We start from the raw sequence: 21,738 nt of genomic DNA on the forward strand, positions 1-21,738 counted from the left end.
TATCCGACACGGGTGACTTTTGGCACAATGGCCTCTTGTGATGAACGTGGACCTCCTCAACGCCCTCGCCACCTCCTACGGGTTCGGGCTCAGCTACTGGGCATCGAACGGTCTGCTCACCGAGCCGCCGAAGACCTCCTACATCAAGCTCCTGCGCGCCCAAGGGGTGCCGCTTGGCGACGACCCCAGCGACGACGAGCTGGACTTCTACCTGCAGCAGCGCCGGGCCGAGATGGCGACTCGCCCGCTGCCGCCGTGCGTCATCGCCACCGCGGGCCAGGAGAAGCACTTCAACGTCCACGTCCACGACGGCCACACCGCCCACTGTTGGATCCGCCTCGAGGACGGCACCCCGCGCGACGCGTACCAGGACGAGAATTGGGCGACACCGTACACCGACACCGACGGCGTCACCTGGGGCGAGGCGACGTTCCACGTCCCCGGCGACCTGCCCCCCGGCTGGCATGAGCTGCACTTGGAGTCCGACAACCTGGACGCGGTGTGCACCCTCATCGTCGTGCCCAACACATTGCAGACCAGCCAGCGCTTCATCAAACAGCGCACCTGGGGCGTTATGGCGCAGCTGTATTCCGCACGCTCCTCACGCTCCTGGGGAATCGGCGACCTGGGTGACCTGGGCCACCTGGCCGAGGTCGTCGCCGCCGAGGGCGCAGATTACCTCCAGATCAACCCCGTTCACGCCGCCGAACCCGAGCCGCCGGTCGAGGATTCGCCCTACCTGCCCACCTCGCGGCGCTTCGTCAACCCCATCTACATCGCCGTCGAGGACGTGCCCGAGTGGGGCGCCCTCGACGCGGAGGTCCGCAGCGAGATCCTCGACGCCGCCGCTCCGCTGAAGGAGGCGAACACCTCCGCGGAGGCGATCGAGCGCAACGGCATCTTCGCCGTCAAGCTCGCGGCGCTGCGGGAGCTGTTCTACCTCGCGGAGCAGGACGGGGGGCGCCGGGAAGCGTTCGCCGCCTTCGCCGAGGACGAGGGGGAGGGCCTGCGCGAATTCGCCCGCTGGTGCGCCGAGCAGGTATCCAACGCGGGCCGGCATGCCGGTTACAGCCTGGAGCACGACGAGGAAGCAGTGCGTTTCTACATGTGGCTGCAGTTCGTCGCCGACGAGCAGCGCCGGCGCGCGCAGGAGCGTGCGAAGGCCGCCGGTATGGACATTGGCATCGTCACCGACCTCGCCGTCGGCGTGCACCCCGGGGGTGCGGACGCCCACACGCTTGCCGACGTCCTAGTCCAAGACGCCTCGGTCGGAGCCCCCCCGGACCAGTACTCCCAGCAAGGCCAGGACTGGTCACAGCCGCCGTGGGACCCCCGGGCTCTGGCGGAGCAGGGATACGCGCCGTGGAGGGATTTGCTGCGTACCGTGCTGCGCCACTCGGGCGGCGTGCGCGTCGACCACATCCTCGGCCTGTTCCGCCTCTTCTGGATCCCCCGCATGGAGTCCCCCACCGAGGGCGCGTACATGAACTATGACCACGAGGCGATGGTTGGCGTGCTCGCGCTGGAGGCGGAGCGCGCCGGAGCGATCGTGGTCGGCGAGGACTTGGGCACCTTCGAGCCGTGGGTCCAGGACGTGCTGCGCGACAAGGGCATCCTGGGAACCTCGGTGCTGTGGTTCGAGTCCTCCGAGCCCGAAGGCTCGCCGAAGCGCCCCACCCAGTACCGCAACCTCTGCCTGACCTCGGTGGGCACCCATGACCTGCCGCCGACAGCCGGCTACCTCAAGGGCGCGCACAACGAGCTGCGGGTGGAGCTCGACCTCGTGGAGGAAACGCTTGAGGAGCTCAACGCCTCCGACGCGGTGTGGACGGGCGCGGTGCTCGACACCGTGCGCGAGTCGGGCGCCTTCGACGGCACGGACCTGGCCGATAAGGTCTTCTCCGAGCTCGAGCCGGAGGACTTCGGTGACATCGAGGACCTGCTCGTGGGGTTGAACCGCTTCGTCGCCTCCACGCCGTCGGCTTTGACCTGCACCAACCTGGTGGACATGGTAGGCGACCTGCGCATCCAGAACCAGCCGGGGACGAACGCGGAGCAGTACTCCAACTGGTGCGTCCCGCTCGCGGACGGCGAGGGCAACGCCGTGCTTATCGACGACCTCCCCCACAACCCCCTGTTCAAGCGCGTGGCGGAGGCGTCGAAGAGAACTTAGGTCCTAGAGCAGGCTGGCGAGCGCGGCGAGGACTACCAGGGCGATCATGACGTAGAGGATCTGCGTCACGCGCGACTGGGGGTACTTGCGGCGCTCTTTCGGCAGCTGGGCGTCCTGCCTGCGCAGTTCTTCAGGGTTTGCCATGGTTGGCTAGCTTACTGATCCAGTCCACGACCCGCAGTATCGCCGCCGCCGCGACTCCGGCCAGCGGCATAACCACGGCAAGCACGATCGGCAGCTGAAACCAGGGAGAGAGCTCGTACATCTAGTGCTGCGTCCCCTCAAGGCCGCGGCGCAAAAGCAGCGGGCGGGTGTCCTTGTCGCGGCCGCGGAAGGCGCGGTACGCCTCGGCGTAGTCGCGCGCGGCGCCCCGTCCGAGAATGTTCTCGCGGAACTTGTCACCTGTGGCGCGGTTGATGCCCTCCTCTTCCACGAGGCCGTAACCGTCGGCGTCGAGCGCCTCGGCCCACAGGTAGGAGTAGTAGCCAGCCGAGTAACCGCCGGCGAAGATGTGGTTGAACCAGGTGGAGCGGTAGCGCGGCTCGAGCCCCTCGACATCCAGGCCGTACTCGGTGAGAACCTCGGCTTCAAAGGCGGCGATGTCAGCGGGAATTTCGTCCTCGCTGCCCAGCGAGTGCCAGGCGAGATCGATCGCCGCGGCGGCGAGGTATTCGGAGGTGTCGAACCCCTGGCCGAACTGCCTCGATGCGCGCACCGCCTCGAGCAGGCGTTCGTCGATGACTTCGCCGGTGTCTACGTGCCGGGCGTAATTGCGCACGATCTCCGGGGCAAAGGCGTAGTTCTCGTTGATCTGCGAGGGGAACTCCACCCAATCCCGCGGCACATTCGTGCCGGACAACGATGGGTAGCGCACGTCCGACAGCAGGCCGTGCAGCGCGTGGCCGAACTCGTGGAAGACGGTGGTGACCTCGTCGATGCTCAACAACTGCGAGCTGAGCGACATCACGTTGACCACCACCGCCTTCGTACCGGTGAGGTGCGCCTGGTCGACGAACGAGCTCATCCATGCCCCGCCGCGTTTCGAGGGCCTGGCCCGGTAGTCCGTCAGCAGCAGGCCGATCCCCGCCCCGCCGCGCTCTGGGGTGTCGGTGACCTCCCAGACGTCGACGTCGTCGCGGTAGCCGCGCAGGTCAGGGCGTCTGGTGACGGTGATGCCGTAGAGGAGGTTCGCGGCGTGGAAGACGCCGTCGACAAGCACCTGCTGAAGCGGAAAGTAGTTGCGCAGCTCCGCCTCGTTCAGGGAGAGCTCCTCCTCGCGCCGGCGGGCCTGGTAGAAGGGCCAGTCCGCGCCGTCAAGATCCGCGCCGCCGTCGAGCCCCGCGAGCTCACCCGCCAGCTTGCGCTCGGCCGACGCGTTGGCGGCGGCCGCCGGCGCGAGGTCCGCGATGAGCTGGCGCGCCGCAGCCGCCGTGCCCGCCGTCTCCTCGGAGATGACGTAGTTAGCATGGGTGTCGAAGCCCAGCAGCTGGGCGCGCTCGAGGCGCAGCTTGGCCGACTCCGTCACCAGCGGCGCGTTGGAGGTCGCACCGCGGGCGCGGGAGGCGTCGAAAAGCTTGCGGCGGGCGGCCGGCGAGGCGAGCTCGGCCTGCAGCGACTGCGTCGTCGGAAGCTCCAACGGCACCGTGTAGACGTCACCGTCGAGGTAGGACTCCTTCTGCTCCGCGCTCAGGCCCGCCAGGTCCTCCTCGGCGAACGTGACGGCCAACGCGCGAGTATCGGCGAGCAGGTTGCGGCCGAACTCCTCGGCAAGCTGGCTGAGACGCTGGTTGATCTCCAGCAGGCGCGTCTTGCCGGCGGCGTCGAGGCGCGCACCGCGGCGGGTGAAGCGGCGCACGAGCAGGTCGTGGAGGCGGCGCGATTCCTCATCGTCGGGCACTTCCACCCCCTGCAGGCGCGAGAAGAGCTGGTCGTTCTGGTAAATCGAGTCCATGTGCGCCGACAACCTGGGCACGATGCGGTCCGCCACCGCGTCAAACTCCTCGGTCGAATCGGTGCCCTGCAGGTTGAAAAACCATGCGGTGACGCGGTCGAGCTCCTCCCCCGAGCGCTCGAACGCCTCGACCGTGTTCTCCCACGTCGGCGCCTTACGCATGAGGATCTCCGAGATCTCGCGGGCGTGCCTGCTCACGGCCTCCTCGAAGGCGGGCTCGACGTGCTCCAGGCGGATCGCCGCAAAATCGGGCAGGCCGTAGGGCAGGGTCGAGGGTTCGAGCAAAGGATTCATAGGGGCCATCCTAGACGCTGCCTCGGATAGACTCTCTCCCATGACAACCGCGGAAGTGACCTGCCCGGCCGGTACGATCGTCGGCGTCCAGCGCGGCGCGGTGCGGCACTTCCACTCGATCGAGTACTCCCGCATCAGCGCCCCTTTTAACGACGCGCTGCCCGCCGAGCGGGGCCTGCTTATCGACGCCACCGTCCCGCGCCCCGAAAAAACCGCCCTGTCAGTCACCACCCCAGCGAATGCCACGGACGCAGACGACCTCCCCGTCATGGTGTGGATCCACGGCGGGCGCTTCGAAGAGGGCAACCACGCCGACCCTGACACAGGCGCGGAGGCCTTCGCCGCCCAGGACGTGATCCAGGTGCGCGTCGGCTACCGCAAGACGCTGCCCGGGCTGGTGCAGTTTCCCGATGACGACCCGTGCCATTTCCGCGCCGCCCACGACTGCCAGCTGGCGTTGGAGTGGGTGCAGCGCAACATCGAGGCCTTCGGTGGTGACCCCACCAACATCACCCTCGTCGGCCAGTCAGCCGGGGCGAACCTGGTGCTGTGGCTGGCCCGGCGCGACCATTACCGCGGGGCATTCCGCCGCGCCGTAGCCATGTCCCCGGCGTTCCCGCGCAGGACGTTTGCGCAGAGGAAGGCGTCGCTGCGGGCGTCGTTAAGCATGCCCCTGACCCGCGAGGCGCTGAACTCGGCCGACCCGCGGAAGTTGCAGCGCGGTTACCGGCGCTTCCGCACCCGCCACATCACCGACCTCGCGCTCGGGCCGGGCCCGCTCGAGCCGGGCGAGCTCGCGGACGTGGATCTCGTGGTCACGTCGACCCGGGACGAGTTCTACCGCTCCGGCGCGCGCACCGACGCGATGGGCACCGCACCGTTCGGCGTGCGCTTTGCGGGAATGTTCATGGACCTCGACCACTCCGAGGTGCGTGACTACCTCGCGGCGTGCCGGGAGATCGACCCGGACCACCTGCAGGGCCGCTTCATCTCCGACAGCCTCGTGCGCCGCTTCGTCGACCGCGTCGCCGAAGGCGCGCCGGGCCGGGTGTGGCAGGCGGAGTTCGTCTCGGAAACGGGCCAGCCCGCCCACCACTGCGACGACCTGCCCTCGCTGTTTGCGCAACCTCCCCACGCCGTGGGCGAGGGCCTCAACGGCTGGATGGCGCGCTTCTGCGCCGACGGAGAACCTGGCTGGCCGACCTACAAACCCGGCCGCCGCGTGCTGCGCACCGGCTTCTCGTGCGCGGCACCCGAGCTGGTCACCGACCCGCTGGGCTACCTGCGTAGGGCCTTCAAAAACTAGCCGCTCAGGTTGCCGGAGAACGTGACGTTTCCGATGGTGAAGTCGGCGTTCCATAGCCTGCCCGGTGTGACGTCAAAGGCGTACTTCGCGTTGACCGTCGCGCCCGGGCGCAACGGCTGGTCGAGGCCGATAATGTCCACGCCGGACGCCTCCGCCGATTTCGGCGCCGCGTTCTCGTTATTATTGCCGCTGGTGGCGTAGCTCAGCGTCGGCTGCTTCAGCGCGTCCACCGGCATCGGCACCTCGGAGTTGTTGGTCACCGCGACAACGACGACGGAGCCGCCGCCCGGCGCGGACGACGCGCCCTGCCACTTGTAGGACAGCTGCATCGCCGGGTCGTCGACACGCTCGCCGGTCAGTTCATCCGTGGTGAGCTTTTGCGTGTCCTCGGCCTGGAACTCCTCCTTCGGCGCCGCCGTCGGGGTGGTCACCTCGAGCGGCGTCTGCGTGCCGGTCGCGCCGCCGGTGCTCTCCCCCGCCGGCCCGCCGCAGGCGGAAAGGGGCAGCACGAGGGCGAGCGCTGCGGCAGCGAGGCGGGAGGGCCTGGGCGTCATGGGGTCTCCTTGGGGGACGTCGCGGTAGTTCTCCCCCACTCTACAACCCGGGTACGATCCATTAACCGTGCAACCTTTGATTCGCGTCCTGCGTAGCGCGTCGGCGCTGTGGCCCTTCTACCTCCTCGTTGTCGTCGTCTCCTCGGTGGTGGCGGGCCTGGGGCTGGTCACGCCGTTCATTCTGAAGCGCGCAACGGACACGCTCGTGTCCACCCTCGGTGACGGCGGTGGCGATCCCGGTGTGCCGGGGTTGCTGATCTGGCTCGCGCTCGCCCTGTTCGCCGCGGAAGCCGTGGCCTGGATGCTGCGCAATATCAGCGGTTACCTCGGCGACGTCATGGTGGCGCGGTTGCGCCAGATTCTGTCCACCCGGTATTTCGCAAAACTGCTCTCCTTACCGCAGAGCTACTTCGACAGCCAGGTCACCGGCACCATCATCGCCCGGCTCGACCGCTCCATCGCGAACATCACCATGTTCGTCCAGTCATTCGCCAACAGCTTCCTTCCCATGCTGCTGCAGGTGGCCGCCATCCTGGCCATTACGGCCTATTACTACTGGCCGCTGACCGTTCTGCTTGCGCTGCTGTTCCCGCTGTACGTGTGGCTCACGGCGCTGACGTCGAAACGCTGGCAGAAGTGGGAGACGTCGAAGAACGCCGAGGTGGACGAGGGCAACGGCCGCTTCGCCGAGGTGGTGGGGCAGGTGAAGGTGACCAAGTCCTTCCTCGCCGAGACACGCGAGCTGAACAAGTTCGCCAACCACTACGGCGAGACCGTTACCCTGACCAAGCCGCAGTCGCGTTGGTGGCACTCGATGGATTCGGTGCGCGGGTTGGCGATGAACCTGATATTCCTCGGCATCTACCTCATCCTTTTCGAGCGCACCCTCAACGGGCACTTCACGGTGGGCGACATGGTCATGCTCGTGCAGATGGTCACCATGGCGCGCCAGCCCGTGACCATGATGAGCTGGGTGGTCGACTCCGCCCAGCGCGCGGTGGCCGGCTCGCGCGACTACTTCAAGGTGATGGATGAGGACGTTGAGCCCACCGCCAACCGCGAGATCGTCGCGGCGACCACCTCCTCTGACGTGCCGCGCGTTAGCGAGGTGGCGCACGCCCCGCTCGACCCCCGCGAGCCCGTCATCGCGTTCGACGGCGTCAGCTTCGCCTACACCGAAGGTGAACCCGTTCTGGAGAACATCACCTTCACAGCCCGCGAGGGTGAGAAGATCGCGCTCGTCGGGGAGTCCGGCGGCGGCAAGTCCACCCTGGTCAACCTGCTGCTCGGCCTCTACCCTATCCAGCAGGGCACCATGACACTGTGCGGGCGCGACATCGCGGAGCTCGGCGTGGAGCCCCTCCGGGCGTCGACAGGCGTGGTGTTCCAGGAGCCCGCGCTGTTCTCCGGCAGCGTGCGCGACAACATCGCCTACGGCAAACCAGACGCCACCTTCGAGGAGATCGTCGAGGTGGCCAAGCGCGCCAACGCGCACGACTTCATCGTCGCCTTCAAGGACGGTTACGACACCGTCATCGGCGAGCGCGGCCTGCGCCTGTCCGGCGGGCAGAAGCAACGCGTCGCGGTCGCCCGCGCCATGCTGAAAGACGCCCCCGTACTCATACTCGACGAAGCCACCTCCGCTCTGGACACCAAGAGCGAGCGCGCCGTCCAGGCCGGGCTCGACGAGCTGATGAAGAACCGCACCACCATCATGATCGCGCACCGGCTCTCCACCATCGCGGACGTGGACACGATCATCACGCTTATTGACGGCCGCATCCACGAAATCGGCTCCCCCGCCGAGCTGGCGGTGTCAGGCGGCATCTACTCCGAACTGCTCGCTCTGACGGCTTCGTCGAGCGCCGCCGACCGCGCGCGGTTGAAGGAGTTCGGGTTCCGTGTCGACGGGGAGGACGAGGGCGATGCCGAGGGGACGGAACAGTAACGCTTCTACGGGGGAGAGACAAGCGCGAAATATATTTCCGTCCGCTCGCCTCACCGCAACTACCCTAGAAAACCATGAAGTTCCCCGACCTCGATACCCTGAAAGCCCGCGGCACCCGCAAGTGGACGCAGTACGATGACGACGTTCTGCCCTTGTGGGTGGCGGAGAGCGACTTCCCCACCGCCCCGGCCGTCAAGGCAGCGATCCAGCGCGCGGTGGATAGCGAGACTTTCGGCTACACCCCGGCCCCGCAGGCACAGGAGCTACCGAAGGTCCTGGCCGATTTCTACGAGGCGCGCTTCGGCTGGCGGCCCGACGAGGACAAGATCTTCCCCGTTCCCGACGTGGTGCGCGGCATCCTGCTCGCGATCGTGTACTTCACCGAGGGCGACGTCGTCGTGCCGGTTCCCGCCTACCACCCCTTCCTCGAGATCGCGGAGACGGCGGGACGAAACAAAGTCGAGGTCGGCAGCACCGGCGGGTTGGATTTGATGGAGGTCGATGCGGCGTTTAGAAACGGCGCGGGTTCGATCATCCTCACCAACCCCTTCAACCCCGGCGGCTGGATGTTCGAGTCCGAAGAGCTCGACCAGATCTGCGCCATCGCACGCAAGTACGGCGGCCGCGTTCTTGTCGACGAAATCCACGCCCCACTCGTCTTCGACGGCGCCCACGTCTGCGCCGCGAAGAACAACCCGGACGTGTGCATTACAGTGACCGCCACGTCGAAAGCGTGGAACGTCGCAGGGTTGAAGTGCGCGCAGATGATCTTCTCCAATAACGAGGATGTCGCCACCTTCCGGGGCCTGACCGGGGTGGCGAAGGACGGCACCGGCACCCTCGGCATCCTCGCTGCCGAGGCCTGCTACCGCGACGGCGGGGACTACCTTGACCAGGTCGTCGATACGCTCCGCGCGAACCGCGACTGGCTGGTGGAGAACCTCCCCGCGAAGATCCCCGGCATCACCTTCGAGGTGCCGGCCGCTACGTACCTGATGTTCCTCGACTTCTCGGGCACGAAGCTTGACGACGCCCACCCCGCCGCCTACCTGCTCCAGCACGCGAAGGTCGCGCTCAACGAGGGCGCGTCCTTCGGCTCAGGCGGCGAGCACAAAGCGCGGTTGAACTTCGCCACCAGTCCCGAGATCCTGCGCGAGGCGGTCGACCGCATCGCCTCAGCGGTCAACGCCATCTCACATTAAAGTTGGTCGGCATGGAGATGAGGACCGAAACCCCCCAGGCCACCGACTTCGTCCGCCCGGCGCCCGCCGAGCAGCCGTGGGAACGCCCCGACCCCGAGTGGTACAAGGATGCGGTGTTCTACGAGGTGCTTGTGCGTGCCTTCTACGACCCGGACGACACCGGCTCCGGCACACTCAAGGGCGTCGAGGAGAAGCTCGATTACCTGCAGTGGCTGGGTGTGGACTGCCTCTGGTTGCCGCCGTTCTACGACTCTCCGCTGCGCGACGGCGGCTACGATATCCGGGACTTCCGCAAGGTCCTGCCCGAGTTCGGCACTGTCGAGGACTTCATCTCGCTGGTGGACAGCGCCCACAAGCGCGGCATCCGCATCATTACCGATTTCCCCATCAACCACACTTCGGATTCCCATTACTGGTTCCAGCAGTCCCGCATGGACCCGGGCGGCCCGTACGGCGATTACTTCGTGTGGACGGACGACCCGACCGAGTACGACGAAGCGCGCATCATCTTCATCGACACAGAGGAGTCGAACTGGTCGTTCGACCCGGTGCGCAAGCAGTACTACTGGCACCGCTTCTTCTCCCACCAGCCGGATTTGAACTACGACAACCCGGCGGTGCAGGAGGAAATCCTCGAGGTTATCCGCTTCTGGCTCGACCTGGGCATGGACGGCATCCGCCTCGACGCAATCCCCTACCTCTTTGAGCGCGAGGGCACGAACTGCGAGAACTTGCCCGAAACCCACGGGTTCATCAAACGCGTGCGCACGCTTTTCGACGAAGAGTACCCCGGACGCTTCCTGCTCGCCGAGGCCAACCAGATGCCTGACGAGGTCGTGGCCTACTTCGGCGAGGGCGACGGTGACGAGTGCCAGATGGCGTTCCACTTCCCCGTCATGCCACGCATCTTCATGGGCATCCGCCGCGAGTCGGCCCAGCCAATCATTGACATCCTCAACGACACCCCGCCGATCCCTGAATCCGCCCAGTGGGGCATCTTCCTGCGCAACCACGACGAGCTCACCCTCGAGATGGTCACCGAGGAAGAGCGCGACTACATGTACAAGAACTACGCCACCGACCCGCGGATGAAGGCGAATGTCGGCATCAGGCGCAGGCTAGCGCCTCTTCTCGGCGGCCACCGCGACCGCCTCGAGCTGGCCCACGCGCTGCTGTTGTCGCTGCCTGGCTCGCCGTTCCTCTACTACGGTGACGAGATCGGCATGGGCGACAACATCTGGCTGCCCGACCGCGACGGCGTGCGCACCCCGATGCAGTGGTCCAACGACCGCAACGGCGGGTTCTCTAAGGCCGAGCCGGAGCGCCTGTACCTGCCGCCGATCCGCAACGACCAGTACGGGTTCCACATCGTCAACGTGGAATCGCAGATGAACCGCGACAACTCGCTGCTGCACTGGGTGCGCCAGCTCGTGCACATCCGCAAGCAGTACCGCGCGTTCGGCCGCGGCTCCTACACCCAGGTCGAGCAGGCCAACCCGCACGTACTGGCGTTTGTCCGCGAATACGACGGCGAGCGCATCCTGTGCGTGAACAACCTGTCCTCGCGCCCCCAGCCGGTGGAGATGCAGCTCGCCCACTTCAACGGAGTGAAGCCCCGCGAGCTCTCCGGCGGCGAGGAGTTCCCCGCCATCGGTGAGCTGCCGTGGCTGGTCACGCTGCCGCCGCACGGTTTCCTCTGGTTCGACATTTCGGAGTAAGCCGTGATTGATCTGAACGCAGAGCGCTTCTACGGCGCCAAGTCCGAGGCCATCGACAGCGTCGAGGTCGCCGCTTCCCGCGAGCTGGGCGACTTCACCTGGCAGCTTCTCGACGTCACTCACGGTATTGGCGGTACCGGCGGCACCGGCACGGCGGTGACCGACCGCTACCAGGTGCTCGTCTCCGCAGACGGGGAGCGTGACGCGCTGGCCACCGACGACGGCGCGCAGGCTTATCTCGAGGGGGTCGCGGAACTCGGCGAGGTGCACGGGGAGATTGGCGGGTCCGCAGCCCGCCCGATGGGTGCGGAACAGTCCAACACCTCTCTCGTGGTCGACGACAAATGGGTGCTCAAGGCGTTCCGCAAGCTCGAAGAGGGCGTCAACCCGGATGTCGAGCTGCTCGGCGCCATTGCGGACTGCCCGCACGTCGCGGGCGTGCGCGGGCACGTCTCCCGCGACGGTGCGACCCTTGCCATGCAGCAGCAGCTTATTACCGGCGGTAAAGACGGGTTCGACCTCGCCGTCGCCGACGACCTCGGTGACCCGGCCGAGCTGGGCCGCGCGATCAGGGTGGTCCACGAGGCGCTCGCCGAAGCCTTCGGCACCGAGGAGGTCAGCGGTGAGCAGCTGCGCTCGAGCCTGAACGCACACCTCGACGAGCTGGTGGGAAAGGCCCGGGAACTCGCCGAGTACGAGGGCGCGATCCGCGCGCTCTACCGCGCCATCCCCGACGGCCCGCACCAGATCCAGCGCGTTCACGGTGACCTGCACCTCGGCCAGACGCTCAAGACCGTCGCCGCCGAACATCCGCGCTGGTACCTCATCGACTTCGAGGGAGAGCCCGCCCGCCCGCTCGAGCAACGCCGCGCCCCCGACCACGCGCTTCGCGACGTCGCCGGGATGATCCGCTCTTTTGGCTACGCGCGCGCGGTGGGTGGCTTTGACACGGAGTGGGAGCAAGGGGGTGTCGACAAGCTTTTGCGCGGGTACGGAACCGAGAGTGCCGAGCGCGACGCGGTGCTCGCGGCGTACATCGTGGACAAGGCCGCCTACGAGGTGGTATACGAGGCAAACAACCGCCCTAGCTGGGTGAACATTCCGCTTGAGGCGATCCAGGAGCTCACCTAAATTCCACGGATTGGGACGATTTTTCCAAAAAAATTCACGTGGTGGTCGGCTGACGGGGTACTCTAAGGCGATTCCAGGATTGCTGGCACGTTACTTAAGGAGTATCCCATGGGCTCAACCGCCGTTTCCGGCGGGGCCACGGGCGCAAAGTCCCACGGCTCTACCACCGCGATCGTCGTTACCGCGCTCGCACTGTTCTCGATGTTTTTTGGCGCGGGCAACCTGATCTTCCCGCCGATGCTCGCCGTCCAAGCCGGCGACAACTTCTGGCCCGCCATCATCGGCTTCCTCGGCACCGGAGCCCTGCTGCCGGTCCTCGCCGTCATCGCCATCGCCCTGTCGGGCGCGAACGTGCGTGACCTCGCGCAGCGTGCGGGAACCGTCTTCGGCATCGTCTTCCCAGTCCTGGCGTACCTGTCCATCGGCGCGTTCTACGCTCTGCCCCGCACGGGCGCGGTGTCCATGGAAACCGCCATCACCCCGCTCTTCGGCGTCGAGGGGCTGGCCGCCTCCGCAATCTTCAACATCATCTTCTTCGGCATCGCGCTGGCCTTGTCGTGGAACCCGAACACCATCATGGAGAAGCTGGGCAAGTTCCTCACCCCGGCGTTGGTGATCCTGCTGGTGCTCATGATCGTGCTCTCGCTGCTGAAATGGCACGCTGACCCGTCCGCCCCGTCCGAGGATTTCGCCACCCGGCCGTTCACCACCGGGCTTCTCGAGGGCTACCTCACCATGGACTCGATTGCCGCCCTGGCGTTTTCCATCGTGGTCATCTCCACCTTGCGCTACAAGGGTTTTCCCGAGGGCACTCCCCTGGTGCGCGGCACCATCCTCGCCGGAGCAGGGGCGGGAATCATGCTCGGTATCATCTACCTCGGGCTGGGCACCATTGGACGCGTCATCCCCAACCCGGGCCAGTACGAAAACGGGGCGGGCCTGCTCGCCGACGCCGCTAACTTGACACTGGGCGGCGCCGGGCAAATCATCTTCTCCCTCGTCGTCCTGCTTGCCTGCATGACCACAGCCGTCGGCCTGATCACCGCCACCGGCGAGTACTTCTCCGAGCAGTTCCCCGGGACCTACAAGACGTGGGCGATCATTTTCACCGTCATGTCGACGGTGATCGCCACCCAAGGCCTCGACTTCGTCATGACGATCGCCGCTCCAGTCATCGGCTTCCTGTACCCGCCGGCGATCGCACTGATCTTCGTCACCCTCGTCGAGCCGCTCTTCCGCACCCGCACGCGCTTCACCTGGGCGTTCTTCCTTCCTATCTGGGTCGCCACCATCTGGTCCGCCGTTGAGACTCTCATCTCGCTGGGCTGGGGTGCGAACGCCCTCACGCCGCTCATAGCCTGGGCTCCGCTGCAGGCAGCCGGTTTAGGCTGGGTTGTGCCGGTCCTGGCCGCGTTCGCCGTTGGCTTGGTCGTCGATTTCATCCGGCCCAAGGCGCCGATGAAAGTGGGCACCGTCGAGACCGTCGACGGCGAGTACGTCAACGCCTAGCCCGCTCGGCCCGCTCGGGCAACGCGCGTAGCCTGGGTGCATGAACACCCCACTCGCGCTTCTCGACTTCTGCACCGTCTACCCCGGTGAATCCGTCGGCACCTCCATGGCACGCTCCGTGGAGTTCGCCCAACACGCGGAGAAGCTGGGGTTTTCGCGCGTCTGGTACGCCGAGCACCACAACATGAGCTCCATCGCGTCCTCCTCACCCGCGGTGCTCATCTCCCACATCGGCGCAAAGACGTCCTCCATTCGCCTCGGCTCCGGCGGTGTGATGTTGCCGAACCACGCGCCGTACGTCGTCGCCGAGCAGTTCGGAATGCTCGCCGAGCTCTATCCCGGCCGCATCGACCTCGGCCTGGGCCGCGCCCCGGGCACCGACCAGCAGACATTGGGAAGGGCGCTGCGCCGCGACCCGCGCGCCGCCGAGCACTTCCCCGAGGACGTCCTGGAACTCCAGGCGTGGCTGTCCGACGATTCACCTCTGCCCGGGGTCGTCGCCATGCCCGGCCAGGGCACCGACGTGCCGCTCTACATCCTGGGCTCCTCCATGTTCGGCGCCTCGCTGGCCGCCAAGCTCGGCCTGCCCTACTCCTTCGCCTCCCACTTCGCGCCCCAGCACCTCGAGCAAGCCACCACGTACTACAAGGAAAACTACGAACCGTCCGAACGCCACCCCGAGCCCTACGTCATCGCCGCCGTCAACGTCACCGCCGCCGAGACAGGGCAGGACGCCGAGCGCCAGCAACGCATTGTGCACCGCAACCGGGTTAAGGCGTTCATGGGCAGGCGCGGGCAGGTGCTTGACGACGCCCAGCTCGACGCCCTGGTCAACTCTTTCCAGGGCCAGCAAATCATCGACATGATGCGCTACACCGCACGCGGCACCGCCGACGAGGTTGCAAAGTACCTCGAGTGGTTCGCGGAACACTCGAAAGCGGACGAGCTGATGATCTCGCTGCAGAACGCCAGCCATGAGGAGGTTCTTTCGGGGATGGAGATCCTGTCACAACGCTGGATTCAGTGAGGTAATCTTTTCAGCCATGACGTCACGCAGGGCCGCCGGGGTGCTTCTCGCCGTCGCCGCGCTCGCCCCGCTCCCCGCCTGCACCTCCTCGGCTGACATCGCAGGCCGTAACGGCCAGCTGGTGGTAGCCACGCAAGCCCCGCCCGCAGGTCTGGACTTCACCACCACAGGCGGCGCCGCCGCACCTCAGGCGCTCATGGGCAACATCTACGAAACGCTCGTGCGTATCGACGACTCCGGGCAACCCCAGCCTTTCCTCGCCGAAAGCTGGGAGGAAAGCGCCGACGGCACCCAGTACGTCTTCCACCTCCGCGACGGTGTGACGTTCTCCAACGGCAAGGAATTCACCGCCGACGACGCCGCGTTTTCCATCGCCTACGTCCGAGACAACTGGACAAACGCGCTCAAGTCGCAGATGGCCCCGGTCGCGGACGTCGAGGCGGTGGACGCCAGGACGCTGAGGGTGACACTGGAGAGGCCGTCGAATAGCTGGCTGTGGTCGATGGGCACGCTGACGGGCGCAATGATGACGCCCGACTCAATCCCCCGCCTCGCCACCGACCCGCTGGGCACCGGCCCGTACCGGCTGGCGCGTTTCGACGTCGGCGAGTCTGTCTCCTTCGCCAAACGCGATGATTACTGGGGCGGAAACGTCACCCACGACGCGCAGATCCGCTACTTTGACGACTCGACCGCCGCCGTCAACGCGCTGCGCGTCGGAGACGCCGACGTGGTGTGGTCGATGCAGGCCCCGCAACTTCTGGACACTCTGCCCGAGGATATCGGCGTGGAGGTTGGCACCACCAACGGCGAGGTGCTGTTCTCCATGAACAACCGCGCTGCGCCCTTCGACGACCCCGCGGTGCGCCAGGCCGCCGCGCACGCAATCGACCGCGACGCCCTCAACCAGGTTGTCTACAACGGCCTGGCCACCGACACCGGTGGGGCGCCCGTGCCTCCGACCGACCCGTGGTTCACGGGCCGCGACTACTACCCCTTCGACCCGGACGCGGCGCGCGCGCTGCTCGCCGGGCGCACCCCGGAGGTCACCATCACCGTGCCGAACCTCCCCTACGCACAGACCGCGAGCGAGCTGATCTTCTCTCAGCTGCGCGACGTCGGGTTTCGCGTCAAGCTCGAAACCGTCGAGTTCCCTGCCGTTTGGCTCGGCCAGGTGCTCAAGGGCCACGATTACCAGGCGTCGTTGGTGGCGCACGTGGAGCCGCGCGACATCCCGATGCTGTTTGGCAACCCGGACTACTACCTCGGCTACGACTCGCCGCGCACCCAGGACCTGATTGCGGCCGCTGAGACCGGCGGCGTGAGCGAACAGGAGGCGAACATGGAGGCCGCGGTCGACCAGATCATGGCGGACACCGCCTCCCTCACACTGGTCAATGCGCCAAATATTGTGCTGCTCGCGCCGGGAGTGACCGGGGTGAACCCGAACGTGGTCACCGACGGGTTGCCGCTGCGCACCATCGAGGTGGCCAGATGATTGCCCGCACCCTGCTAAACACCCTGCTACGCGCGCTGGCCCGCTTCGCGCTGCTGCTCGTCCTAGCCAGCCTCATTATTTTCCTGCTGCTGCGCGCGGTGCCCGGCGACCCGGCGCGCGTCGCCCTGGGAGTGACCGCCACCGACGAGGCCGTCGCCGCGCTGGCTGCCCAGCTCGGCACCGACCGGCCTCTGCCCGCGCAATACCTTGACTGGATGGGCGGGTTGATCACGGGTGACTTCGGCGTCTCGCTTGCCAGCCGCACTGACATCACCCCGACCGTGATCGAGCGCGCCGGTGTCTCGCTGACGCTGACCGTTCTGGCGATGGCGCTCTCGCTATCCATTGCCGTGCCGCTCGGCGTCTACCTGGCCCGGCGCGGCGACCGCCCCGACGGGATCGTCGTCGCCGGGCTCACCCAGCTGGGCATAGCCGTGCCCAGCTTCCTCGTCGGCATCCTCGCCGTCGCACTGTTCTCGGTGCGCCTCGGCTGGCTGCCAGCCAACGGCTCGGGCACCGCCGCCCACCTCGTCCTCCCGGTGCTGGCGCTCACCCTCGTGCAGGCCGCTATCCTGACGCGCTACGTGCGCCGCGCGATCGTCGATGAAATGGGCAAGGACTATGTCAGGACGGCGCGGGCAAGGGGGGCGTCGCTAAGCAACGCCCTCTACCGCCACGCCTTGAAGAACGCCGCGCTGCCCGTGCTCACCGTCACCGGCATTCAGCTGTCCAGTCTGATCGTGGGCGCCGTCGTCATCGAGCGGGTCTTCGCCATCCCCGGCCTGGGCACCATGCTTCTCGACGCCGTGGCAAACCGCGACCTCACCACCGTGCAAACCGTGATGATGCTGCTCGTGGCGTTCACGCTGCTGGTCAACCTCGCGGTCGACCTGCTCAACGCGCTTATCGACCCGCGGATCCGGAGGAACGCATGACGCCGCCACGCAAGGCCGGGCTCGGCATCGTCGCGTTCGTGGTGCTCGCCGCGCTGCTGTCGACGGTGTGGACACCCTACGACCCGCTGCAGGCGGCGCCCGACATTCGGCTGCAGGGACCATCGGTTGCGCACTGGATGGGCACTGACCAGTTCGGCCGCGACATACTGTCGCGCGTCATGCACGGCGCACGCCTGACCTTGGTGGTCTCCCTAAGTGCGGTGGCGCTTTCTGCTCTCGTCGGCGTGCCGCTCGGGATCTGGGCCGGGATGCGCCGCGGCGCTGTCGAAACCCTGGTCATGCGTGCCAACGACCTTTTGCTGGCCTTCCCCGCACTGCTTCTGGCCATCGTGTTCACCGCCGTTTTCGGCGCCTCGATCTGGATTGTGGTCCTCGCCATCGGCATCGCCGGAATCCCCGGTTTTGCGCGCGTGGCCAGGGTGGGCGCCCTGCAGGTGATGAGCCAGGACTACATCCTCGCGGCGCGGGTGTCCAAGGTGGCGCCGTTGAAGATCGCGCGCACCCACGTTCTGCCCAACATCTGGCCAGTCGTCCTGGTCCAAATCTCGGTCGCGCTGGCCCTGGCCATTCTCGCAGAGGCGGGCCTGTCCTTCCTCGGTTTGGGCACCCCCGCGCCCTACGCGTCGTGGGGGCGGATGCTCCAGGCTTCACAGCCGTACTTGGCCACCAACCCGCACCTGGCACTGTGGCCCGGGCTGGCCATCGCGCTGACCGTGCTCGGTTTCAACCTGATCGGAGGCGGCCGTGATCAGCGTTAAAAGCCTGACAATCGACGGCATCCTCGACAACATCACCTTCGATGTCGCGCGCGGTGAGCGCGTCGGCATCATCGGCGAGTCCGGCTCAGGAAAGTCCATGACGGCGCTGGCCATCATGGGGCTTATCGACGCCCTCCCCGTACGCGGTTCCGTGACCGTCGACGGCACCGAGATGGTGGGTACGCCCGACCGCGTGCGCCGCCGCGTGCGCGGCGAGAGCGTAGCCATGATCTTCCAGGAGCCGATGACGGCGCTGGACCCGCTGATGACGGTGAGCCGGCAGGTCTCCCGCGACCAGGTGCGCGCCCGCGCCCTGCTGCAGGAAGTGGGCGTCGATCGGCCGGGGGCGTACCCGCACGAGCTCTCCGGCGGGCAACGCCAACGCGTGCTCATCGCCGCCGCTCTCGCCCAGGACCCCGATATCCTCATCTGCGACGAACCCACCACGGCCCTCGACGTGACGGTGCAGAAGCAGATCCTCGAGTTGATCGACCGCATCGTGGCCGCCCGCGGCATGGGGCTCATTTTCATCTCCCACGACCTCGCGGTGGTCAACCGCATGACCGACCGCGTCTTGGTGTTCAAGGATGGCCGGATCGTCGCGCCCGATTCGGAGTACGCCCACTCGCTGCACGAGGCCTCCCGCCCTGGCCCGCCTGCCACCCCGCGCTACCTCGGTGAACCGGTAGTCACGCTGACCGATGTCACACTGACCCGCGGCGCGACCCGCGCGCTTAGTTCTGTCTCGCTCTCCGTGCACCGCGGCGAGCGCCTCGGCATCGTCGGCGGATCCGGCTCCGGCAAGACCTCGCTGCTGCGCGTGATCGCTGGGTTGTCCGCACCTTCTTCTGGCACCGTGGCTGTCGACGGCGACGTGCAGATGGTGTTCCAGGACCCCTACTCGTCGCTTGACCCGCGCATGGAAGTGGGCGCGCAGATCCGCGAAACCGGCGTCGACGCCGCACGCGCCGACGAGGTACTCGGGCAGGTGGGCCTCGCTGACACGGGCACGCGGCTCCCGCGCGAGTTCTCCGGCGGGCAGCGCCAGCGCATCTCCATCGCGCGCGCCGCCGCAACCCGGCCCGCCATCACGCTCGCCGACGAGCCCGTCTCCGCCCTCGACGTCACCGTGCGCAGCCACGTGCTCGAGCTCATCGACGACGTGGTCGGCGACAACACGCTAATCTTCGTCTCCCACGACCTCGCCGTGGTGCGCGAGCTGTGCCCCACCGTCGCCGTGATCCACGAGGGCCGCATTGTCGAGCACGGCGCCACCGAAGAGATCTGGCGCAATCCGCAGCACCCGTACACGCGGGCGCTGCTGGAATCCGTGCTTTAGGACGCTCTAGCGCGTCACGTACAACATGAGCGCCGGGTTGAGCACATGCTCCTCCACCCGCTCTAAAACACTGGTCAGCTGGTCGAAGCTGTCCAGCTCAGCGTGGCTGAGCTCTACCTGTTCGCGGAGAAAAGGTGTCTGCATGTGCCTCATCATAACCCTGCCATGGACATGAGCGCGCCCATGACGTCCCGACCGTGCTTGCGCAGGCCGTCGTGCTGCCACTCGGATGTCTCGTGGACGCGCGCGCCGAGAATGTCGGCGGTCTCCAGGGACAGTTCACGCGGAACGTAAATGTCGTCGGTGTAGACCACTGCGGCCGCGCTGCCTGCCCGGCCCAGGCCCGGGTAAAGGTTGGGCCAGTCATCCTTCAGCGCCAATTCCTCCGCAACCTGCTTGAACGGGCGCAGCGCCGGGTCCTCGTCGAATTGGAAGGGGAAGATGTGCTCTCCGGTGAGGTAGAACTCGGCGTCGTCGGGCGAGGCGTCCGGTGCGAAGCCGTCCAGCGTCTCGGAGACGCGCTGCGCCGACCACGCCGTCGCGCCGGGGACCGTGCCGCCGTAGATGGACTCGTGGACCGCCGCGTAGAGCGGGGCTCGCTCGAAACTGACGTGGTCGCCCACCTCCGCGAGGAAGTCCGTGCGCAGCCGTCCGCTGGGGTGGAACGGCTCCTCCAGCAAATTCGCCAGTACCTCGAAGCCGTCCTCCCGGCCCAGGTTCGCGCCCACGGTGCGGAAGCGCCGGGAGCTCAACCGCTCGCCCGTGGGCAGTAACTCCTCGGAGTTGTCCAGGTGGCGGCACACCTCGCGGACCATCTTCTCCGCCCACGGTATTTCGGCGTAAAAGGCCAGGTGCCGCGCCCTGAGCTTGGCAAACGTCGCCCGGTACACCTCATCCACCCCGCGCGTCACCGTCGGGAGGCCGCCGGTGAAAAACGCGTGCCGCACGCTCTCCGGTTTCACCGCCAGGTAGTGGGTCAGGCAGAACCCCCCGAAGGATTGGCCGAGCACGTCCCAGCGCTCCACGCCGAGCTCTTGCCTGACCGCCTCGGCGTCGGCCACGATGTTGTCGGCTCTCAAGGAGCCGAGGGTGGGGGCGTCGATTAGCGAGGGCTCGGCCCTGTCAATGCGGGTGGAGCGGCCGGTGCCGCGCTGGTCGAGCAGCACCACCCGGTAGTGCTCGAGCGCCGCGGCAACCCACTCGAAGCGCTCCCGTGGGCTCGGAAAACCCGGCCCGCCCTGGAGAAACACGAGCGCCGGCTTGTCCTTGTCGCCAAGCACGCGTGCGAAGATAGTGAACCCGTCGCGCTGAATCTGCATGCGGCCGATGTTATAGGGTGGCGTTCGTGCCCCCTCCCACCGAGCTCCAGTACCACCGGGCCTCACGCGAGCCCGCGCTGCGGCGCAGCGGGTACAAGGCGTGGAAGCCCGCGTTGGAGATCGTTCTGGTGCTGGTGTTGTTCGTGGTGCTGCAGGCAGTGTTTGTCATCGGGTTTCTTCTCGTCGGGGTGGGCAACGGACTCGACCGGGACTGGTTCTCCGACACCATCGTGAGCGATCAGTCCGACACCAGCCCACTGAGCATGCTGTTTTACTACGGTGCGCTCGCGTTCTCGGGCTTGGGCGCGTTCATTGCCGCGTGGGCGGCGGGGCGCAAACCCGGTGCGCTGTTTTCGGTGGCGGGGCGCGTTCGCTGGCGTGTCATGGCGATTTCCCTGTGCTGGATTGGGCTACCCGCAGTGGGTTGTTTCGCTCTTGACGCCCTCGTCAACCGGGGTGTGCCTGCCCCTCTGGACCGCACGTTCTGGCTGAGCTCCCTGATTTGGGCCACCCTGATCCCGCTGCAGTGCACGGCCGAGGAGCTCATCTTTCGCGGTTGCCTCCCCCAGGCGTTGGGTGCCTGGATCCGCTCCCCGTGGGTCGTTTTCGCCATTTCCCTGCCGCTCTTTGTCGCCGGCCACGCCTACGGCCTCGCCGGGTTGGCCAGTGTCGCCGTGTTCGCCGCGCTCGCCTCGTTGCTAGTCCACCGCACCGGCGGACTCGAAGCGGCGATCGCGTTGCACTGCACCAACAACATGGCGATCTCCTACTCCGGCTTCTCCGGAATCGATTCTCTGCCGGAGGACAACAACCGGATCCTGATTACCGCGGCCGCGGTCTTGCTGCAGTACGCGGGTGCAGCGGTACTACTGTTTGTGTTGCGCGGGTACGCGCCCGCTCAGCCTTCGCACCCGCCCGGGTGGTTCCCCGGTACGGGGTGGTTCCGCGGATGGCCGCGGGTTGTGTTGCGCTTCCCGCCGACCGCCGTCGCTCATCGCCGGCGCCAATTACAGTCCTCCGGGCCCGGAGTAAGGTAGACCCCACCGCCGTACAAT

The 21,738-nt window shown here is 66.9% G+C and carries 18 protein-coding genes; 13 read left to right on the forward strand and 5 right to left on the reverse strand.

All coding sequences use genetic code 11. The features are described from left to right. Nucleotides 1-37: 37 nt before the first annotated feature. Complete coding sequence (gene malQ / locus G7Y29_RS08045; RefSeq protein WP_165004569.1) at nucleotides 38-2,173, forward strand: 4-alpha-glucanotransferase; 2,136 nt, start codon at nucleotides 38-40, stop codon at nucleotides 2,171-2,173. 3 nt (nucleotides 2,174-2,176) lie between these two features. Here malQ and G7Y29_RS08050 read toward each other — a convergent pair whose 3' ends face one another. Both G7Y29_RS08050 and G7Y29_RS08055 read right to left on the reverse strand, forming a co-directional pair. Further along, nucleotides 2,177-2,317 carry a hypothetical protein gene (locus G7Y29_RS08050; RefSeq protein WP_165004567.1) on the reverse strand — a complete coding sequence of 47 codons (141 nt, stop codon included), beginning with the start codon at nucleotides 2,315-2,317 and terminating at the stop codon, nucleotides 2,177-2,179. 121 nt (nucleotides 2,318-2,438) lie between these two features. After that, entirely contained in the window at nucleotides 2,439-4,427 is a 1,989-nt protein-coding gene (locus tag G7Y29_RS08055) for a M3 family metallopeptidase (RefSeq protein WP_165004565.1), read from the reverse strand. Between the two features lie 31 nt (nucleotides 4,428-4,458). On the opposite strand from G7Y29_RS08055, the gene G7Y29_RS08060 reads away from it, so the two are divergent. Then, nucleotides 4,459-5,724: a carboxylesterase family protein gene (locus G7Y29_RS08060; RefSeq protein WP_165004563.1), complete on the forward strand. Its 1,266-nt coding sequence runs from the start codon at nucleotides 4,459-4,461 to the stop codon at nucleotides 5,722-5,724. On the opposite strand, the gene G7Y29_RS08065 is transcribed toward G7Y29_RS08060, so the two are convergent. After that, the gene (locus tag G7Y29_RS08065) at nucleotides 5,721-6,278 is read right to left on the reverse strand and encodes a hypothetical protein (RefSeq protein WP_165004561.1); all 558 of its coding nucleotides are present in this window, start codon (nucleotides 6,276-6,278) and stop codon (nucleotides 5,721-5,723) included. The genes G7Y29_RS08060 and G7Y29_RS08065 overlap by 4 nt on opposite strands. A 67-nt stretch (nucleotides 6,279-6,345) precedes the next feature. Here G7Y29_RS08065 and G7Y29_RS08070 point away from each other — a divergent pair, with 67 nt between their 5' ends. The 10 genes from G7Y29_RS08070 to G7Y29_RS08115 all read left to right on the forward strand — a co-directional run bounded on the left by G7Y29_RS08070 (nucleotide 6,346) and on the right by G7Y29_RS08115 (nucleotide 19,364). Continuing rightward, the gene (locus tag G7Y29_RS08070) at nucleotides 6,346-8,226 is read left to right on the forward strand and encodes an ABC transporter ATP-binding protein (protein ID WP_165004559.1); all 1,881 of its coding nucleotides are present in this window, start codon (nucleotides 6,346-6,348) and stop codon (nucleotides 8,224-8,226) included. 74 nt (nucleotides 8,227-8,300) lie between these two features. Beyond that, nucleotides 8,301-9,428 carry a MalY/PatB family protein gene (locus tag G7Y29_RS08075; protein WP_165004557.1) on the forward strand — a complete coding sequence of 376 codons (1,128 nt, stop codon included), beginning with the start codon at nucleotides 8,301-8,303 and terminating at the stop codon, nucleotides 9,426-9,428. 11 nt (nucleotides 9,429-9,439) lie between these two features. Further along, nucleotides 9,440-11,146, forward strand: a complete 1,707-nt coding sequence (gene treS, locus G7Y29_RS08080; RefSeq protein WP_165004555.1) for a maltose alpha-D-glucosyltransferase — start codon at nucleotides 9,440-9,442, stop codon at nucleotides 11,144-11,146. A gap of 3 nt (nucleotides 11,147-11,149) precedes the next feature. Next, on the forward strand, nucleotides 11,150-12,277 hold the full coding sequence (locus tag G7Y29_RS08085; protein WP_165004553.1) for a trehalose synthase: 1,128 nt from the start codon (nucleotides 11,150-11,152) through the stop codon (nucleotides 12,275-12,277). 108 nt (nucleotides 12,278-12,385) lie between these two features. Further along, entirely contained in the window at nucleotides 12,386-13,786 is a 1,401-nt protein-coding gene (brnQ, locus tag G7Y29_RS08090; protein WP_165004551.1) for a branched-chain amino acid transport system II carrier protein, read from the forward strand. A gap of 40 nt (nucleotides 13,787-13,826) precedes the next feature. Next, entirely contained in the window at nucleotides 13,827-14,813 is a 987-nt protein-coding gene (locus G7Y29_RS08095) for an LLM class flavin-dependent oxidoreductase (RefSeq protein WP_165004550.1), read from the forward strand. Between the two features lie 16 nt (nucleotides 14,814-14,829). Beyond that, entirely contained in the window at nucleotides 14,830-16,311 is a 1,482-nt protein-coding gene (locus tag G7Y29_RS08100) for an ABC transporter substrate-binding protein (RefSeq protein ID WP_165004548.1), read from the forward strand. After that, nucleotides 16,308-17,246, forward strand: coding sequence for an ABC transporter permease (locus G7Y29_RS08105; RefSeq protein WP_165004545.1), 939 nt, complete (start codon nucleotides 16,308-16,310; stop codon nucleotides 17,244-17,246). Before G7Y29_RS08100 ends, G7Y29_RS08105 begins: the two co-directional genes overlap by 4 nt. Then, nucleotides 17,243-18,025: an ABC transporter permease gene (locus tag G7Y29_RS08110; RefSeq protein ID WP_165004543.1), complete on the forward strand. Its 783-nt coding sequence runs from the start codon at nucleotides 17,243-17,245 to the stop codon at nucleotides 18,023-18,025. The genes G7Y29_RS08105 and G7Y29_RS08110 overlap by 4 nt, the downstream gene beginning before the upstream one ends. Further along, nucleotides 18,012-19,364, forward strand: a complete 1,353-nt coding sequence (locus tag G7Y29_RS08115; protein WP_165004541.1) for an ATP-binding cassette domain-containing protein — start codon at nucleotides 18,012-18,014, stop codon at nucleotides 19,362-19,364. Before G7Y29_RS08110 ends, G7Y29_RS08115 begins: the two co-directional genes overlap by 14 nt. A 6-nt stretch (nucleotides 19,365-19,370) precedes the next feature. Here G7Y29_RS08115 and G7Y29_RS08120 read toward each other — a convergent pair whose 3' ends face one another. Together G7Y29_RS08120 and G7Y29_RS08125 are read right to left on the reverse strand one after the other, a co-directional pair. Continuing rightward, the gene (locus tag G7Y29_RS08120; protein WP_165004313.1) at nucleotides 19,371-19,508 is read right to left on the reverse strand and encodes a hypothetical protein; all 138 of its coding nucleotides are present in this window, start codon (nucleotides 19,506-19,508) and stop codon (nucleotides 19,371-19,373) included. An 8-nt stretch (nucleotides 19,509-19,516) separates the two neighbouring features. Continuing rightward, a complete protein-coding gene (locus tag G7Y29_RS08125) occupies nucleotides 19,517-20,683 on the reverse strand; it encodes an alpha/beta fold hydrolase (RefSeq protein WP_165004539.1) in 1,167 nt (388 codons plus the stop codon). Nucleotides 20,684-20,709: 26 nt separating this feature from the next. On the opposite strand from G7Y29_RS08125, the gene G7Y29_RS08130 reads away from it, so the two are divergent. Further along, nucleotides 20,710-21,720, forward strand: a complete 1,011-nt coding sequence (locus G7Y29_RS08130; RefSeq protein WP_165004537.1) for a CPBP family intramembrane glutamic endopeptidase — start codon at nucleotides 20,710-20,712, stop codon at nucleotides 21,718-21,720. The last annotated feature ends 18 nt before the right edge of the window (nucleotides 21,721-21,738 follow it).

The organism is Corynebacterium qintianiae, from assembly GCF_011038645.2.
GTDB lineage: Bacteria > Actinomycetota > Actinomycetes > Mycobacteriales > Mycobacteriaceae > Corynebacterium > Corynebacterium qintianiae.